At 61.5% G+C, this 16648-nt stretch carries 18 protein-coding genes; 9 read left to right on the plus strand and 9 right to left on the minus strand.

Features of this window, described 5'->3' with window-relative positions:
• Positions 1–64: 64 nt before the first annotated feature.
• From murJ to JK208_RS02095, 3 genes are all read right to left on the minus strand, one after another.
• Positions 65–1621, minus strand: a complete 1557-nt coding sequence (gene murJ / locus JK208_RS02085; RefSeq protein WP_211574146.1) for a murein biosynthesis integral membrane protein MurJ — start codon at positions 1619–1621, stop codon at positions 65–67.
• 76 nt (positions 1622–1697) lie between these two features.
• Positions 1698–1943, minus strand: coding sequence for a hypothetical protein (locus tag JK208_RS02090; protein WP_211574147.1), 246 nt, complete (start codon positions 1941–1943; stop codon positions 1698–1700).
• A gap of 106 nt (positions 1944–2049) precedes the next feature.
• A complete protein-coding gene (locus JK208_RS02095) occupies positions 2050–2544 on the minus strand; it encodes a glutathione peroxidase (protein WP_211574148.1) in 495 nt (164 codons plus the stop codon).
• 147 nt (positions 2545–2691) lie between these two features.
• On the opposite strand from JK208_RS02095, the gene JK208_RS02100 reads away from it, so the two are divergent.
• Together JK208_RS02100 and sodC are read left to right on the plus strand one after the other, a co-directional pair.
• On the plus strand, positions 2692–3897 hold the full coding sequence (locus JK208_RS02100) for a nucleoside transporter C-terminal domain-containing protein (RefSeq protein ID WP_211574149.1): 1206 nt from the start codon (positions 2692–2694) through the stop codon (positions 3895–3897).
• A 98-nt stretch (positions 3898–3995) separates the two neighbouring features.
• Positions 3996–4520 carry a superoxide dismutase[Cu-Zn] gene (sodC, locus tag JK208_RS02105; RefSeq protein WP_211574150.1) on the plus strand — a complete coding sequence of 175 codons (525 nt, stop codon included), beginning with the start codon at positions 3996–3998 and terminating at the stop codon, positions 4518–4520.
• 9 nt (positions 4521–4529) lie between these two features.
• On the opposite strand, the gene JK208_RS02110 is transcribed toward sodC, so the two are convergent.
• Genes JK208_RS02110 through tsaD form a run of 3 tightly spaced genes read right to left on the minus strand, consistent with a single transcriptional unit; the run spans position 4530 to position 7440 of the window.
• Positions 4530–5504 carry an NAD(P)H-dependent glycerol-3-phosphate dehydrogenase gene (locus tag JK208_RS02110; protein WP_211574151.1) on the minus strand — a complete coding sequence of 325 codons (975 nt, stop codon included), beginning with the start codon at positions 5502–5504 and terminating at the stop codon, positions 4530–4532.
• Positions 5505–5506: 2 nt separating this feature from the next.
• Positions 5507–6346 carry a 23S rRNA (adenine(2030)-N(6))-methyltransferase RlmJ gene (locus JK208_RS02115; protein ID WP_211574152.1) on the minus strand — a complete coding sequence of 280 codons (840 nt, stop codon included), beginning with the start codon at positions 6344–6346 and terminating at the stop codon, positions 5507–5509.
• Positions 6343–7440, minus strand: a complete 1098-nt coding sequence (tsaD, locus tag JK208_RS02120; protein WP_211574153.1) for a tRNA (adenosine(37)-N6)-threonylcarbamoyltransferase complex transferase subunit TsaD — start codon at positions 7438–7440, stop codon at positions 6343–6345. Before tsaD ends, JK208_RS02115 begins: the two co-directional genes overlap by 4 nt.
• 66 nt (positions 7441–7506) lie before the next feature.
• Here tsaD and hemC point away from each other — a divergent pair, with 66 nt between their 5' ends.
• Both hemC and JK208_RS02130 read left to right on the plus strand, forming a co-directional pair.
• Complete coding sequence (gene hemC, locus JK208_RS02125; protein ID WP_194261663.1) at positions 7507–8556, plus strand: hydroxymethylbilane synthase; 1050 nt, start codon at positions 7507–7509, stop codon at positions 8554–8556.
• A gap of 26 nt (positions 8557–8582) precedes the next feature.
• Positions 8583–9230 carry a uroporphyrinogen-III synthase gene (locus JK208_RS02130; protein ID WP_349291952.1) on the plus strand — a complete coding sequence of 216 codons (648 nt, stop codon included), beginning with the start codon at positions 8583–8585 and terminating at the stop codon, positions 9228–9230.
• 14 nt (positions 9231–9244) lie between these two features.
• Here the strand turns inward: JK208_RS02130 and secB are convergent, their stop codons facing one another.
• Complete coding sequence (gene secB / locus JK208_RS02135) at positions 9245–9766, minus strand: protein-export chaperone SecB (protein WP_062033330.1); 522 nt, start codon at positions 9764–9766, stop codon at positions 9245–9247.
• Positions 9767–9974: 208 nt separating this feature from the next.
• Between secB and JK208_RS02140 the strand changes: the two genes are divergently transcribed.
• From JK208_RS02140 to JK208_RS02155, 4 genes are all read left to right on the plus strand, one after another.
• Complete coding sequence (locus JK208_RS02140; RefSeq protein ID WP_211574154.1) at positions 9975–10769, plus strand: Tim44/TimA family putative adaptor protein; 795 nt, start codon at positions 9975–9977, stop codon at positions 10767–10769.
• Positions 10770–10812: 43 nt separating this feature from the next.
• Positions 10813–11955, plus strand: coding sequence for a murein transglycosylase A (locus JK208_RS02145; RefSeq protein WP_211574155.1), 1143 nt, complete (start codon positions 10813–10815; stop codon positions 11953–11955).
• Positions 11952–12770 (plus strand): site-specific DNA-methyltransferase, encoded by an 819-nt coding sequence (locus JK208_RS02150; protein WP_202256828.1) that lies wholly within the window; start codon positions 11952–11954, stop codon positions 12768–12770. The genes JK208_RS02145 and JK208_RS02150 overlap by 4 nt, the downstream gene beginning before the upstream one ends.
• A 96-nt stretch (positions 12771–12866) precedes the next feature.
• A complete protein-coding gene (locus tag JK208_RS02155) occupies positions 12867–14327 on the plus strand; it encodes a cytochrome-c peroxidase (RefSeq protein WP_211574156.1) in 1461 nt (486 codons plus the stop codon).
• 80 nt (positions 14328–14407) lie between these two features.
• On the opposite strand, the gene JK208_RS02160 is transcribed toward JK208_RS02155, so the two are convergent.
• Together JK208_RS02160 and JK208_RS02165 are read right to left on the minus strand one after the other, a co-directional pair.
• Positions 14408–15592, minus strand: a complete 1185-nt coding sequence (locus JK208_RS02160) for a lipase family protein (RefSeq protein ID WP_211574157.1) — start codon at positions 15590–15592, stop codon at positions 14408–14410.
• A 126-nt stretch (positions 15593–15718) separates the two neighbouring features.
• Complete coding sequence (locus tag JK208_RS02165) at positions 15719–15928, minus strand: hypothetical protein (RefSeq protein ID WP_211574158.1); 210 nt, start codon at positions 15926–15928, stop codon at positions 15719–15721.
• A gap of 120 nt (positions 15929–16048) precedes the next feature.
• On the opposite strand from JK208_RS02165, the gene JK208_RS02170 reads away from it, so the two are divergent.
• Complete coding sequence (locus JK208_RS02170) at positions 16049–16648, plus strand: Smr/MutS family protein (RefSeq protein WP_211574159.1); 600 nt, start codon at positions 16049–16051, stop codon at positions 16646–16648.

The following is a 16648-nucleotide window of genomic DNA, read 5'->3' on the forward strand; positions in this document are numbered from 1 at the left end:
GAAGGGGAAAACAGTGCCTTGGCAATACCGTCTTCCTGCCGATGTGTGAACCGGCAGGGCGGGGTCAGCGGGTGCGTCTGCGGTTCAGGCGTGACTGGAAAGCCACGGCGACGTCACGCAGGCGCACCACCTTCAAGGCATCGAGCGTCATGACATAGACCAGCATGCCGAAGAGGATCAGAGCCATGAGCATGCTGAAGCGCCACACGCCATGCCAGGAAGGCAGGTCGGGTGCTGCGAGTTTTTCTGAAGCCGCGACCCAGAGCGCCATCATGACGGCGGCCCCCGTAATGCGGAGCGCGCGGCCTTTGAGGAGCGGGTCTGCGATGAACAGTCCGCGCCGGTGCAGAATGATGGCAAGGAGGGTGCAGTTGACGAAAGCGGCAATTGTGCTGGCCAGCGGCGGTCCGATATGGCCCAGCGGGCGATACAGCAGCAGGTTGAGGACGAGGTTCAGGCCCAGTGTGAAGAAACCGATACGGACGGGCGTGACGGTGTCGCCTTCCGCGAAAAAGGCCGGGGAGAGAACCTTGATGAGAACGAAGGCGGGCAGACCGAGCGCATACGCCTGAAGGCACTGGCCGGAAAGGAGAGCATCCGCGACGGTGAAATGGCCGTAGCTGAAAAGAGCGGCCATGATGGGGAAGGCGAGGACGATCATGCCAATCATCGCGGGCAGGGTCAGCAGCAGCGTGTAGTCGATGGCGCGGTTGACGCTGGAATGGACGGCGGAGCGGTTGTTGTTGGCGATATGGCGGGTCAGGAGCGGCAGAAGAGCCGTCCCGGCAGCCGAGCCCAGAACGCCGAGGGGAAGCTGGTTGATGCGGTCCGCGAAATACAGGATCGAGGGCGTCCCCACAGGCAGATGGGTTGCGATGATCATGTCCACGGTCAGATTGATCTGGGTGACGCCGGAGCCGACAAGGCCTGGTCCCATGCGGCGCAAAAGCGCCCGCATGTCTGCCGACAGGCTGGGCCATGTCAGATGTGGCCCCATGCCTGCGCGATGGGCAGCCCAGTAGAGAGCGCCAAACTGCACGATGCCTGAAAGCGTCACGCCCCAAGCGCTCACGACGGCGGTATTATGCCAGACCAGAGCGCCGAGGAGAATCGCCGCGATGCCGATAATGTTGAAGGTGACGTATGCGGCGGCGGCGGCAGTAAATTTCCCAAGCCCGTTGAGAATGCCCGAGACGAGAGCCGCGCCGCAGATCAGCAGCATGTAGGGAAACGTGATTCGCGACAAATGCACCGCGATTTCGAAACGGGTGCCGGTGAGGCCCGAACCGATGAAGCTCACAACCAGAGGCATAAAAATTTCGGCAAGGATCGTCAGCAGGGCAAGCCACAGCATCAGGCCGGAAAGCGCCTGACCGGCGAAGCGCAGAGCGGGCTGGGGGCCTTTTGTTTCGTAACGCTCGGTGAACATCGGCACGAAAGCAGCGTTGAACGCGCCTTCGCCGAAAAGACGCCGAAACATGTTGGGCAGCCTCAGCGCGATCAGGTAGGCGTCCTGAACGGGGCCGGCACCAAGGAACGCGGCGAGAAGCTGGTCACGAACGAGGCCGAGGACACGCGAAAGCATGGTCCAGCTGCCGACTGTCAGGAAATTGCGAAGCATTTCCTGATCCTAGCCTATCATTCAGCGCCGCAACATATGCTCCGTGACAGGAAAAACACGCCGTGGCGGATTGGCCTCAGCGCAGGATCGTTTCGCGGTTGTATGGGGTCGTGCTGCTGCGCTGCGAGGGGCCCATGCTGGGGCGCACGGCAGCAAGACCGATGCAGAGCAGCGTGACTTCCAGCATCAGCATGGCGCTGGCCCAGAAAATGCCGGACAGGCCGAGGAAAGTCGTGACGTGATGGGCCACGGCCGGGGTCAGGGCACCAAGCGCCGCAACCAACAGAAGGGGCAGGATCGGACGGAGTGCTGAGTCCTTCATAACGAATCTCCTGTCACATTTCTGACTTGAACTGTGACGGATTTCGATACGGATATTCAAGGAAAAAAGACGATAGCCCGCATCTCTCCTGCGTGAGGGCAGTCCGTCAGTTGCTCAGGATAACCTTGCGGATGGCTTCTTCCACCCGGTTGGAAGCCGGTTTGGCCAGCGGGGTGAACCAGTTCGCAAGGTTGCCATCGCGGTCGATCAGGTATTTGTAGAAATTCCAGCGCGGACGGGCGAGGAAACCGCCCTGCTTGTCAAGCCATTGGAAAATCGGCGTGATTTCCGGTCCACGAACGTGCTGTTTGGCCGTCATGGGAAAAGAGACGCCGTAGTTGCGGTAACAGAAAGTCTTGATATCTGTCGCAGAGCCGGGTTCCTGCTCGCCGAAATCGTTTGACGGAATACCAATGACCATCAGACCATCCGAAGTGTCACGGCCATAACGGGACCAGACATGCTGGAGATCTTCATATTGCGGAGTAAAGCCGCATTTTGAAGCCGTGTTGACAATCAGCAATGGTCGCCCGCGATAGGCCGAAAGGTCGATCGTATCGCCGGACAGGCCGGGAAGGCTGAAATCATAGGCACAGGTCATGGGGCGTTTCCCTATCAGTCGGGCGGCATCCTAGCGGGTCAGGCGCGTGCAGGCGAGAGAGGAGGGGTGGACAGAACGTGACATGATGGACAGGTTCAGATCGTTTCAGGTTCAGTTCTACCTGTTTTTCATGAGGAGTTTGCCTGAGTGATCCTGCGCGTCCTTTTCGGCATGGCCGGGCTTCTGTTTCTGGGAGCGCTCCTGTCCACCAACCGCCGGGACATCGACTGGACGGTGGTGGGCCGGGCGTTGCTCTTGCAGGTACTGATTGCGGCGGTCGTGCTGTGGGTGCCAGTGGGCGCGCATGGACTGCATGTCGTGTCCGATGCGGTGACGAAAGTTCTGTCCTTCGGGGATGTGGGTAGTGCGTTTCTGTTTGGTGGTCTTGTGGGACCGAAAATGGACGGATTGTTCGGCAATGGCGGCTTTGTCTTTGCGCTGAAGGTGCTGCCGGAGATCGTCTATGTCGCTGCACTTCTGGGGCTTTTACAGCATTGGGGCGTGTTGCAGTTCCTCTCGAAACTGATTGGTGGGGCGCTCTCGCGGATCTTGGGAACGACGGGGCTGGAATCGTTTGCAGCGGTACTCACGATCTTTCTGGGACAGAGCGAGATACCGATCGCGCTTCAGACCTGTCTGACGGAAATGTCGGAGGGGGAACTGGCGACGGTTCTGTGCAGCGGAACGTCGTCCATCGCGGGGTCCGTGCTGGCGGGATATGCGTCGCTGGGTGTGCCGATGGAGAACCTGCTGGCGGCATCTTTCATGGCCATTCCGGGCGGATTGCTGTTTTCACGCATCCTGTTTCCGGGGCCGCGTCGGTCTGACGCTCAGATTGCGGGGGCGGATCACGGGCATCACAGCATGTTCGAGGCCATTGCCGACGGCGCGATGAACGGTGCAAAGATCGCGGTGGCGGTGGGGTCTGTCCTGATTGCCTTCGTGGGGCTGATTGCGTTGGCGAACGGGCTTCTCGGTGCGTTCGGGCTGTCGCTGTCGTGGATTCTGGGGATGGTATTTGCGCCGTTTGCCTGGTTGCTTGGCGTGCCGTGGAGCGAGTGTGTCGTGGCGGGAGGACTGCTGGGACAGAAAATCGCGTTCAATGAGTTCGTGGCCTATGTGAACCTGTCGCCGCTGATCCATGCCCATGCGCTGTCTCAGCGGACAATCACGATCCTGTCCTTTGCCCTGTGCGGATTTGCGAATATTTCGACGATCGGCATTCTGATCGGCGCGTTCGGAAGTGCGGAGCCGCGTCGGCGGACGGATGTAGCATCGCTTGCCGTGCGGGCTGTTGTGGCGGGAACACTGTCCAATGCGATGAGCGCAGTCATTGCGGGGCTCTTTGTCTGACTTTTGGGCGGATCACGAATCTCTGATCAGAAGATTTGCCTGACCTGAGGTAAGATGAGAATATTTATCATCTGACTTTATAAAGACTGTGAGTGCCCATGCGTCGTTCCGGATTTCTGACTCTTCTTCTGGCCTCCGCCATAGCCATCCCTTCTCTGGCCTGTGCGGCAGACAGTGTTTCGGGAGAACTGAAAGGGACGGATGGCGCGTCTCATGGGATCGTGACCGTGACGGATGCGCCAAAGGGCGTTCTGCTGCGCCTTCAGGTGCAGGGGCTGACGCCGGGCTGGCACGGCATCCACTTCCATGAAAAGGGCAACTGCGCGGCTCCGAAATTCACCAGCGCGGGCTCGCATGTCCATGCGACAACGCCGGTGGTGCATGGCCTTCTGAAAGCGGATGCGAATGACGCCGGGGATCTGCCGAATCTGTATGTCGCACCGGACGGGACGGCGACGGTAGAGCTTTATTCCACGCTGGTTTCGCTGAAGGGCGGCAAAGCTCTGCCTGCGCTGATGGATGCCGACGGTGCATCTGTGGTGGTGCATGCCAAGCCGGATGATTATCAGACCCAGCCGATTGGCGGTTCGGGCGACCGGGTGGCCTGCGCCGTTCTTCACTGAAGCGCGGCGTTATTCCCGGGTCGGGGGGCGGTCCAGCAGAAGATGGCGCGCTTCCTCGATCGAAACGCCTTCGTTAAGGAGGCGGGTGACGGTCTCGATAATCGGCACCCGCACATTATGTTTGCGGGCAAGGGCGAGCATCGCGGGGGCGGTCAGAACGCCTTCCGCAACTGTCGTGCGCGAAGCAAGAATATCCGCGAGCGGGCGACCTTCGCCAAGTTCCAGGCCCACGCTGTAGTTGCGTGAACCGCGACCGGTGCAGGTCAGAATAAGATCCCCCATGCCCGCGAGGCCCGCAAGCGTGCTGGCGCGGCCTCCAATGGCTTCGGCGACGCGGCCGATTTCGGCCACCGCGCGGGTGATCAGAGCCGCGCGGGCGTTTTCGCCCAGTCCAGCGCCGATCGTGATGCCTGCGCCGATAGCAATGACGTTCTTGGCGGCTCCCGCAAGCTGAACACCAGCGGCGTCATCGCTGGCGTAAAGACGAAAGCTGGATGTGTTGAGGAGCGCCGTGAGGGTTTGTGCAAGCGCAAGGTCCGAGCAGGCCAGTGTTGCGGCGGCGGGGAGACCTTGGGCGATCTCGATGGCAAAGTTCGGACCGGAAAGAACGCCTGTCGGGCGGTTCGGCATGGTCTGGGCCAGCACATCGAGCGGCAGGAGAGAGGTGGCTTGTTCCAACCCCTTACAGCAGGTCACGACCGGAACGGCCGGGTCGAGCACGGTCTGAAGCCGCGTTGAGACATCGCGGGCGGTCTGCACCGGGGTTACGAGCAACACGACATCGGCGGTGCGCGGGAAATCACCGGTAATGGTGACGGTGTCGGGCAGGGTGATGTCTGGCAGACGCGGCAGGGTGCGGGTTCCCGGCGGGACCGGGTTTCGCATCCAGAGCGTGACGTCCGCGCTGGTAGCCGCCATGGCGCAGGCCAGCGCCGTTCCCCAGGCTCCAGCGCCGATGACGGCGATATGCGGGCGTCTGCTCATCATTATTCCTCGGCCAGCCGTTCGATCGTGATCTTGATATCTTCCGCGTCAGGAGAACGCAGGCCGACAGCAAGGGCTTCGAGAATATTGCGCGCTTCGTCCTCAAAGCCGAACGGGGCGTTGACGACCAGCAGACCACAACCGTTCAGACGCGACGGATCGACAGGCGGGCGCAGCAGAAACTCGCAGGCGAGCATGTCCCGGAAGCCCGCGTCCTGAAGGGCCGTATAGAAGGCGCGGACGGGTGTACGGTGCTTGATCGGGTACCAGACGGCGACGATTCCGGCGCGGAAGCGGTTACGGATCAGGGCAACAGCCTCTGCACAGCGGGCGAAATCGTCCGGTTTTTCAAACGGCGGATCAATGAGAACGAGACCGCGCTTGAAGTCCTTGGGCGGGAGAAGCGCGCGCAGGGCTTCGTAACCATCACGGTGATGGACGGCGGCCTGCGGGTCTGCATGGAAGAGGCGGCGGAGGGGGCGGACGTCTTCAGGGTGCAGTTCGCAGGCAATAAGCTGATCCTGCGGGCGCAGTTCGGCGCGGGCGAAAGCCGGAGAGCCGGGATAGCGGTGTCGGTCCTGCACATTGGGGCGGACGGCGTCGAGATACTCCGCAAGTGGTGCTGCGGTCGGACTGTTCAAGAGTTGGCCGATGCCTGCGCGCCATTCGCCGGTTTTTTCAGCTTCTTCGGACGTCAGATCGTACCGGCCGCATCCGGCATGGGTGTCGAGGATGAGGAAGCCCGCGGGTTTGCGCTTGAGCGCCTTGATGAGCGCCAGAAGCAGAGCGTGCTTCATGCAGTCGGCGAAGTTTCCGGCGTGATAGATGTGACGGTAGTTCAAGAGAATTGTTCCGGGATGGCGGGAGTGCGTTCAGAGAGCGGCCAGCGGGGGCGGGCGGCGGTGTCGATGTCGTTGGGTGTTTCGCCTGCATGAAGACGCTCAAGCGCAGCCCACGCAACCATCACCGCATTATCCGTACACAGCCGCAGGGGCGGAGCGAAGAAAGGGATGCCGTGATTGGCGGCGACCTGTTCGAGGGCGTGGCGCAGGGTTTTGTTGGCCGCGACACCTCCTGCCACGACAAGCGCTGTGGCATTCGGGCTGAGGGCGAGGGCATGTTCGGCACGGTCTGCCATCACATCCGCGACGGCGCGCTGGAAGGAGGCGGCGACGTCTGCGGCGAACTGGCGTGGCAGGGCATCGCGGCTTCCGGTCGGATCCTGCGTGTCGATCAGGCGGCTGACAGCGGTTTTCAGGCCCGAAAAAGAGAAATCGCAGCCTTCGCGGCCTTTGAGCGGTCGGGGAAGCGCATAGGCATCGTCCCGGCCTTCGGTGGCAAGTTTTTCCAGCGCAGGGCCGCCGGGCCAACCCAGGCCGAGCATTTTGGCGACCTTGTCGAAGGCTTCTCCGGCGGCGTCATCAATGGTGCCGCCGAGGCGAACATAGCGGCCCGTCTGTTCGACCGACACGCACTGGCAATGACCGCCTGAGACGAGCATCGTCAGGTAGGGAAAGTGAAGCTCCGCTCCGAGACTGGGAAGTCGGGGCGTGAGAATATGGGCTTCGATATGGTTCACGGCCATGAAAGGACGGTTCAGCGCCATGGCCAGCCCTTTGGCGTAGGAACTGCCAACAATCAGGCCGCCAATCAGACCCGGACCGGTCGTGCCAGCGAAAATATCGATGTCGGCGAGCGTCAGAGACGCTTTTTTCAGGACTTCCGCCACCAGAGCGGGCAGGGCGTCCAGATGCGCACGGGCCGCGATTTCCGGGACGACGCCACCAAGAATGGCATGATCGATCTGGGACAGCACGCTTTCGGCCAGAATGGTGCCGTCATAAGCGAGAATGGCGCAGGCCGTATCGTCGCAGGACGTCTCGATTGCGAGAAGGGGACGCGCAGGTGTGGGAGAATGAGTAACGGGGGCTGACATCCCCTTATTATGGCCGAGTCTGTCATATCATGACAGTCCCGTGTGAATGGGCTAAAGCTGCCGTTCATGAATGCTCCCGTCCTGCCTTCCGATGCGCTCCAGCGAGTTGCCGCGGAAGCCGTCCGCCGTTCCCATGCTGCTGAGCCGCCGACTGGCCGCAAGCTCCCTCTCCGTGTCGGGTCGCGGGCGTCGCCGCTGGCGCTGGTCCAGACGCGCAATTTTCTGACGCGTCTGACGCGGTTCTGCCCGGTCCTGCGCGACATGGGTGCGTTTCAGGAATACCAGATCAGCACAGAAGGCGACCGCAATCAGGTTCAGCGTCTGGCGGAAATTGGCGGTAAGGGACTGTTCGCCAAGGAAATTCATGAGGCACTGGTTGCAGGGCGGATTGATTTCGCCGTGCACAGCCTCAAGGATCTGGAAACCAATCTGCCGCCGGGCCTCGTGCTGGCCTGCACGCTCAAGCGTGAAGACGCGCGCGATGCGCTGATCCTGCGGGACCGGACCGTAAAGATCGACCCCGAACGCCCGTATGACTGCCTGCCCGAAGGCGCGCTGATCGGATGTGCGTCCGTGCGGCGTCAGGCGCAGATGCTGCATGTGCGGCCTGATCTGCGGTTCGGGCTGCTGCGCGGCAACGTGCAGACCCGACTGGACAAGCTGCGGGCCGGGGCGTGCGATGCGACGCTTCTGGCGCTGGCCGGGCTGCGTCGTCTGGGCATGGAAGATCGTGTGGATGTGGTGTTCGAGCCGCATCAGATGCTTCCTGCCTCAGGTCAGGGTATCGTGGGCGTGACGGTTCGTGAAAGCGATCTGGAACTGCGCGAACTGCTGTCTGCGATCGAAGATCCGGAGGCCCGGGCCGTTTCGACAGCCGAGCGCGCGCTTCTGGCGGAGCTTGACGGCTCCTGCCGGACGCCGATCGGAGGCTATGCCCGCATCGAGAAGGGCGTGCTGAAGCTGACGGGCATGATTGCAAGCGAGGACGGCACGTTCCTGTTGCAGCGCCACATCGAAGGCGCGCCGCTCGAAGCCGCCCGTATGGGAACGGAACTTGCGGACGAACTGCGCCGCGATACGCCGTCCAACATTTTCGAAGACATGAGGCGTCCCTGACGTTTCTCTCGGACCGCGTCGTTCTGGTGACCCGGCCGGAGCCCGGACTGTCCGCTACCATGGCGGAAGTCAGGGCTCTGGGCTGGCAGGCGATAGCGTGTCCGATGCTGGACATCACGACACTGGCGCCGGTTGCTCCTGAAAACTTCCGTGCGGTTCTGGTGACAAGCGCGAATGCACTGCCTGCGTTGCGGGACTGGCCGAAGGATAGACTGCTCGTTGCCGTGGGCTCGCAAACGGCGGCGCGGGCGCGTCAGGCCGGATTTATCCATGTTGAAGCGGCAGACGGAGATGCCCTGGCTTTGACCGCATTCTGCCGGATGCGGGGCATTACGGGCGCAGACGTGCTTCTGGCCAGCGGCGAAGGCTACGGTCTGGATCTGGCGAGAAATCTGGAGGTGCAGCGGGCGGAAGTTTACGCAGTCAGCAAGTGTATGACGTTGCCGGATGATGCGGCGGCGGCTCTGCGGGAGCGACGAGTCGAAGCTGTGCTGCTGTATTCCGGGAAAACGGCGGAAGCGTTTCGAGGAGCACTTGGGGCCGAAGATGTGACGGCACTGTCTGCCGTGCGGGCGCTCTGTCTGTCAGAGGCCATAGCCGCGCGCCTGAACCATAAGGAATGGCGCGCGGTGATGTGGCCCGATCCGCTAAAGCAGCTCGGGCCAGTTGCCTGAGATCAGGCTTCGACTCAGGCTTCTCCGGCGGGTTCCGGGAACTGCTGGGCGCGCTTGGCCTGCCACAGGGCCACGAAGTCGATCGGCTGAAGCACGACGGGCGGGAAGCCGCCGTCACGCGTGACATCGCTGACGATGGCGCGGACATACGGGAAGATCAGGCGCGGCACTTCAACCAGCAGGATCGGCTCGACCAGTTCCTGCGGGGGGTTGGTCAGTGTCACGACAGCGGCATAGGTCAGTTCGGCGATGAACACCGTACGACCGGCCTGTCCACCTTCCTGTGCGGGCGGCTCAGCGGCTTCGGCGCGGACGGCCAGAGCGACTTCATAGACGGCCTGGTCTTCTTCCAGACGGTTGGCCTGGACGTCGATGTTGACGGAAATCTGCGGGGCAGAGCGAAGCGTTGCGAAAATGGACGCGCCAGCCGGAACTTCGAAGGAAAGATCCTTCGTATATTGCAGGTTGATGGCGAGCGGCATTGCCGGCACGTTTTCCTGACCCATCACGGTGTTGTCGGCGGTGTTCTCTGACATGCGGTCTCCGGTTCCGCAGGGGCGAACCCCATGGCGGACATCGATTGAAACGATTGCGATCCCTCGGCGGTAGCATGATGTCTGCTGAACGCCAAGACACGCTTCTGGCCGACAGATGGTTGAGATCAGAGGGATTGCACCCTATCTGTAGGGCAACGGATCTTTAAACCGGGCACTGCAAAGTCCGGACAGTGAGAAACAGAGCTTCATGTCTTCTGACGACATTCACCTCCCCGCTGGCCTCATGGCACATGCTGGCCATTCTTTCCCCTGGGACCTCGTGGTCCTGTTCGTGCTCGCCGTGGTGCTGGGTGTGAGGCTGTACCGTGTGCTCGGCCGTCGCGTCGGAATGCAGGGTGTGCGGCAGGAGCGTCCGGGCGGTGGCCGGTTCGGTTTTGGACCGCAGAAGGGCGTTGCTCCTGATGCAGCACGTCCGGGCGCGCCGCCTCCACTCCCGGGACAGGCTTCGGGCAAGGGGGATAATGGTGCGTTCGCCGCCACCGTGCCGGATGTGGACTATGAAATTCCCGCACCTGTGACCCGTGTCGGTGGCGTTCTGGCTGAAATTGGAACGACTTTCCCCGGCTTCTCGCCCTCAGGCTTTCTGAAAGACGCTGAAGACACGTTCCGGCAGGTTGTTCCGGCCTTTGCGGTCGGGGACCGTGCCGCGCTGGAAAAACTTCTGACGCCCGCTGCGCTGGAGAGTTTTTCTGCGGCAATCGACGCTCGGACGCAGGCTGGTGAGACGCAGCGGAGCGATCTTCGTGGCGTTGAGAGCCTTTCCATCCTTGATGCGATGCTGGTGTCTGCGGACGACGGGCAGCGGACAGGCCGAATCGAGGTGCGCATCGTGTCGCGGCAGGTGAATATCCTGACCGATCGTCAGGGCGAGCCCGTGGTCGGAACCGAAGCCGTCACCGAGTTCCATGATCTGTGGCTGTTCGAGCGTGTGGCTGGACAATCCGATGCACAATGGCGTCTCGCGGCTTCCTGCCCGGCCTGATCGTTTTTCGAGATTTTTTCTGTTCGAGTTTTCTGCCTGTCCGATGAAAAAACTGCTGACTCTGATGACTCTCGGCGTGCTGTGCGGCTGTACGCCGCAGGAGGCGCCGTCGTCATTTTCGCTCTCTCCTGTAGGATATGATTCGCTTGCCGGATGGGGGCAGGAGGATTTTGCATCGCTGATGCCGCTGCTTCGGGAAGAGTGCCATCGGCTGTCGCAGTTGCCGCCTGAGACGCTTCTCGGCGGAAGCGACGCCATCAGCTACGGGCGCCATGCTGCCGATTGGAGCAATGCCTGTACCGCGCTTGCGACGGCAACGGACGCCAGAACATATCTGGAAACATGGTTCCAGCCTTATGAGACCGCTACCAAAGCGTTCTATACGGGTTATTTCGAGCCACAGATTCCTGCGTCCCTGACACGCGGCGGGGAGTATCAGACGCCGGTCTATGGCCGTCCGCATGATCTCGTCCGGGCGAAGGCGACCAACGGCCAGATGGTCAGCGGGCGCTGGGTGAACGGACAGTTCGCACCCTATTACGACCGGGCCGCTATTGATGGCGGTGCACTGGAAGGGCAGGGGCTTGAGATCGCCTGGCTGAAAAACCCGATCGATCTGTCGTTTTTGCAGATCCAGGGCTCGGGACGGCTGATCCTGCCCGATGGTGGGCAGGGGCGTGTGAGCTATGACGGACGCAACGGGCAGGCTTATGTGCCGCTGGGGCGTGTGCTTGTGCAGCAGGGCGAACTGCCTGCGGATGGTGTCAGTATGGACAGCATCCGGAACTGGCTGGAAACCCACCCGGACCAGATGATGTCCGTGCTGGAGCGCAATCCGAACTATGTCTTTTTCCGTCGTGACGACGGTAATCTGGCGCAGGGGCCGAAAGGCGCGTTCGGGATGCCGCTGACGGCTGGACGTTCCGTGGCGGTTGACCGGTCTCTGGTGCCATTTGCGATGCCGCTCTGGGTTGAGACGAAGCTGCCTTATGGCGCGGGCCAGCCCGTCACATGGGATCATCTGGTGTTCGCGCAGGATATCGGGACCGATATCAAAGGCGCGGGCCGGGCTGATCTGTTCACCGGTTGGGGCGCGAGCGCGCAGTCCATCGCCGGGAACCTGCATGCACATGGCCGGATGGTGCTGTTTCTGCCGCGCCCACCTGCGGATTCCGGGGCGCAATGATCCGCAGTCGCCGGGAAAAACTCGGTGTTCATACGCTGATCCGGGGAGACTGCACGACGGTTCTCAAGCGGATGCCGTCGCAGAGTGTGGACGTGGTGGTGACGTCGCCGCCCTATAATCTGGGTGTGTCGTACCGGACATATCAGGACCGGCTGCCGGAAGACGCGTATCTGGACTGGCTGGAGGATGTCTGCACCAGTTTGTGTCGCGTGATGAAAGATGATGGGTCATTTTTCCTGAATATCGCAGGATCGTCGTCCCAGCCCTGGCTGCCGTTCGAACTGATGACGCGGTTGCGCAAACTGTTCGTGCTCCAGAATCATATCACCTGGATCAAGTCGATTTCGGTCGGCGAGATCACCTACGGGCATTTCAAGCCGCTGAATTCGGCACGTTTCGTCAACCGCAACCATGAGCATGTGTTCCATCTGACCAAGACAGGAACCGTGCCGGTCCAGCGGCTGGATGCGGGTGTGCCGTTTACGGACAAGAGCAATATCGTCCGACGGCAGCACATCACGGACCGGCGGTGTCGTGGCGATACGTGGTTCATTCCCTACGAGACGGTGCGCAGCCGCAAGGAGAAGTTCAGCCATCCGGGGACGTTTCCGGTGGCGCTTCCCGAAGCCTGCATCCGGCTGCACGGGCTGCGGCCCGGTGGCGTGTTGCTGGACCCGTTCATGGGCTCCGGGACGACGCTGGTGGCGGCGGAGCGGATGGGCTGTGTGGGGATCGGGATTGATACCGATACGTCTTATGTGAACGTGGCGCGCAAGCGGGTGCGGGCTGCGATCGATCATGAGGACGAAGATTAATCGACGACACCTGTTTTTCTGACAGGTTCAATCACTTTGACTTTGCGTGTCACTTTTCGACATTATCACGACACCGTGAGCATAAGGAGAAAAGTGGTGCGTTCCAGCACGATTACAAAGGGAATTGCCGGTCTGGTGGCGCTGGGCGTTGTCGCCTGGGGCGGGACTGTCACATATCTCGAGCATTTCGATCATGCTGGAGCACCGCAGCTTCCTGCCAGCAGCCCAACGCGTCAGGATCCGACGGCCATGGCGGCTTTTGCGGCTCTGCGCGAAGTGCGCTGCGATTACTGCCACACGCAGAATGCGAACCTGCCGTTCTATTTCAGCCTGCCGCTGGCCAACCAGATCATGAAGCGCGATCTGGTGCAGGGGCAGCGTCATTTCGAATATGCGCCTGTTCTGGCCGCGTTGCAGCAGGGCAAGCCGCCTTCGGTCGAGCAGCTTTCGCGCATCGAGGAAGTCATCACCCAGAACCGTATGCCGCCTGCGGCTTATCTGCTGATGCATCCGCATGCCCATCTGAACGAGAAGCAGCGCGTGGACATCCTGAACTGGGTGCGTGAACAGCGCGAGCGTTATTATGCGACGCCGGGCGTGGCAGCGCAGTTCCGTGGCGAGCCGATCCAGCCAATTCCCGAGAATGTGGGCGTGGACTGGAAGAAGGCTGAGCTTGGTCGGGCGCTGTTCTTCGACAAGGGCCTGTCGGGTGACGGAACGCTCAACTGCGCAAGCTGTCATGGTCTGGACAAGGGTGGTGTGGACAACCTGACGACCGCGACGGGTATTGGGGGCCAGAAGGGGCCGATCAATGTGCCCAGCGTCTATAATTCTGTGTTCAGCATGTCCCAGTTCTGGAATGGTCGTGCAAAGGATCTGGCGGAGCAGGCGGCAGGTCCGGTCATGAACCCGCTCGAAATGGGTTCGCATGACTGGGCGACGGTGGCCGAGCATGTCCGGAGCACACCGGGCTATGCCGGGCAGTTTGAGGCGGCTTTCGGTTCCGATCAGATCGACAAGGACACGATCACTGGCGCGATTGCGGAATATGAAAAGACGCTGATCACGCCGGACAGCCGTTTTGACCTGTATCTGAAGGGCGATGCAAAGGCGATTACGGCGCAGGAAAAGCGCGGCTATGAGCGCTTCAAGGAAATCGGCTGCTCAGGCTGCCATAGCGGTATTGCCGTGGGGGGTGACGCTTACGAGATCCTTGGACTGGAAGGCCCGTATTTCGAAAACCGTCACACGAAGCTGACGGCCGCGGATGAGGGGCGTCTGTCTGTGACGCATGCGGAAGGCGATCGGGCGCGGTTCAAGGTTCCGAACCTGCGCAATGTCGAACTGACCGGACCGTGGCTGCATGATGGTTCGGCCACCACGCTGGAGCAGGTCGTGCGGGAAATGGCACGTTACGAGACGCCGGATCGGGACATCGCCGATCAGGATGTGGCGGATATCGTGGCGTTCCTCAAGACGCTGACAGGCAAGTACGAAGGCATTCCTCTGAAGGATGTGCCCGCTGACCAGCCGTTGCAGGCTCCGGCTTCGAACTGAAGTCTGCGGAAACTGCGGAAATAAAAAACGGCCCCGGATCATCCGGGGCCGTTTTTTTTATGGGCTGTGTCTGTAAGGGCTTATTGCTGCGGAACGGGATTGCACTGCGGCGGAACAGGCTGGCCGGTCATGACTTCGTTAGTGAAGATCGCGGAATCGGCCAGAGAGCCGTTGACCGTCTCACTGTGGTTCAGACCCTTGTAGAGATGCGCCTGAACAAGCGATCCGGCAGCGCAGGCGGCTTTAACCAGCCCGAGCTGAAGTGCAGGCGGGACGTCACGGTCTTCTGTGCCCGTCCCGGTGAAGAGGGGCTGGGCCAGCTTGAGGGTTGGGAACTCCATGCCCTTCAGAGCTGGGCTGATAGCCTTGAGAAAGGTCGGCTGGAGCGTGTTGTGCAATGTCAGGCCAGCGGCCTGCGTCTGCTGGGACAGAGATGTCAGGCATTCATGCGCCGCCTTGCGATAGAGGGGCAGCGCCTTGGGTGTGAAAGCCTCTTCGGGACGGAAATGTGGGTCGTGTCCTGCCAGTCCGGTGGCAAGGTAGAGGACATAATCGACGAGCGGGCTGTAGCCTGCGTCGGGATGGGCGGCATTCTTGAGCAGATCCCCAAGAAGTTCGGGCGTGACGTAGGGGGCTCCGGTGGCCACGGTGCCGCGGATGTCCAGTTCGGGGGCGTAGGTCGGCGCATAGGCCGCCGTAGCGACGGCGGCGCCACCGCCCTGAGACTGGCCGACAATCATGATTTTGTTTTTCAGGTCCGGCACGTTGGCCAGTGCGGCGCGGATGCTGTCGAGGACGCTATAGGCTTCGACCCGGGTGTCCAGATAGGCATGCGTGCCGGGTCCGCCGAGGCCCTGATAGTCCGTTGCGACGATAGCGAAACCGCGTTTCATCCATGTTGAAAGATAGGTGCTGTTGCGATCGTTATAGGGATTGAGGGAGGGCGCGCAGCTATCGTCCACGCCGACAGTGCCGTGTGCCCAGGCGACGATCGGCCAGCCGCCTTTTGGCGCAGGGCCGGGGGGAAGGATGATTTCGGCCGTGACGGGAACGAGGCCCTTGCCGGTAATGCCGTTCGTCGAAAGATAAGTGATGCGCAGGGCGCGCCCGGCGTCTGGAAGGCTGAGCGCTGCGGCCAGCGGCGCCGAGGTTGTGATGGTTCCGGGTTTTTGAGCGCCGGATGGGGCTGCGGCCTGTGCCGCGCTGAAACAAAGGGCGGTGCTGGCGAGAAGGGGGGCGAATTTGCGCAGGAAAGGCAGGGGCATGGAAGATCCTAGGTCGGTCTTGGGCCGGTCTGGCGTTGCAAGCGAGACTGACGGCATGGTCCTTAACATCAAGTGAATTTAAAATGGCTTTGTGTAAGAGACGGCATCTGACGTGATGCGGGCAGTTCAATCGTCCTGCGCGAGGCGGCGGTCGGCGGCCTTGTCGATCCGTTCACGCTCTTCCGCCGTCAGCAGGCCGCGTTCGTATTCCTGTGTCGCGCGGGCCTTGGCGTTGCTGGCGCGGGCGCGAGTATCGATCGGGTAAGTGCGTTTTTCAGGTAGCGCGAAGGCACTGTCGGGAAGGCTGTCGCGCTCTTCCTGTGTCAGATGGCTCATGGTCCTGTTCTTTCGGAAAATGGAACCTGAGGCGTAAACGCATCCGCAGACGGAAAGTCCCGAAAGAACATTGTTCAATGATGCCCGAAGCCGTTACATGCTCGGGGCCTGAACTGTCTGATGGACAAGGGCGGCCGGACAGGAAGTGAGGATAGTGTGGCGAAGCGGGATCTGAGGGAGGAGGAAGCGACGCTGTGGCGGACGGTTGTCCGCGATATCAAGCCGTTGCGGTCTCCGCGCTCCCCGCGTCGTCTGGTGCCTGCGGCCAAGGTCGAGCCTCCGGTATCCTTACCCGAGGTCCCGCGTTCCATGCCGCTCGTGACGGGACGCTCTTTCCCGCCTGTACAGTCTGAGAAGCCGAAACCGCGTCCTGCGGAGCTTTCGGTGGGTGTTCGTGCGCCGGGGCTGGATGATACGAGCTGGAAACGTCTGTCGCGTGGGCAGATGAAGGTGGATGCGCGGCTCGATCTGCATGGCTATGTTGTGCAGGAGGCGTTCGAGCGACTGTATGATTTCATGCAGCGCGCGCGGGTGCGGAATTGGCGCTGCGTAGAAGTGGTGACGGGGCTTGGTAGTGGACAGACCAGCGGGCTGATCCGTCGTGAGCTTCCAATGTGGCTTCAGCGCGGGGATCTGCGCTCCATGGTTCTGGCTGTTGTGCATCCCCATGCGGCCAATCACGGATCAGTCAGGATTTTGTTGAAAACGCGCCGTCGCTGA

The organism is Gluconobacter sp. Dm-74 (assembly GCF_018256135.1).
In the GTDB taxonomy this organism is placed as follows: domain Bacteria; phylum Pseudomonadota; class Alphaproteobacteria; order Acetobacterales; family Acetobacteraceae; genus Gluconobacter; species Gluconobacter cadivus.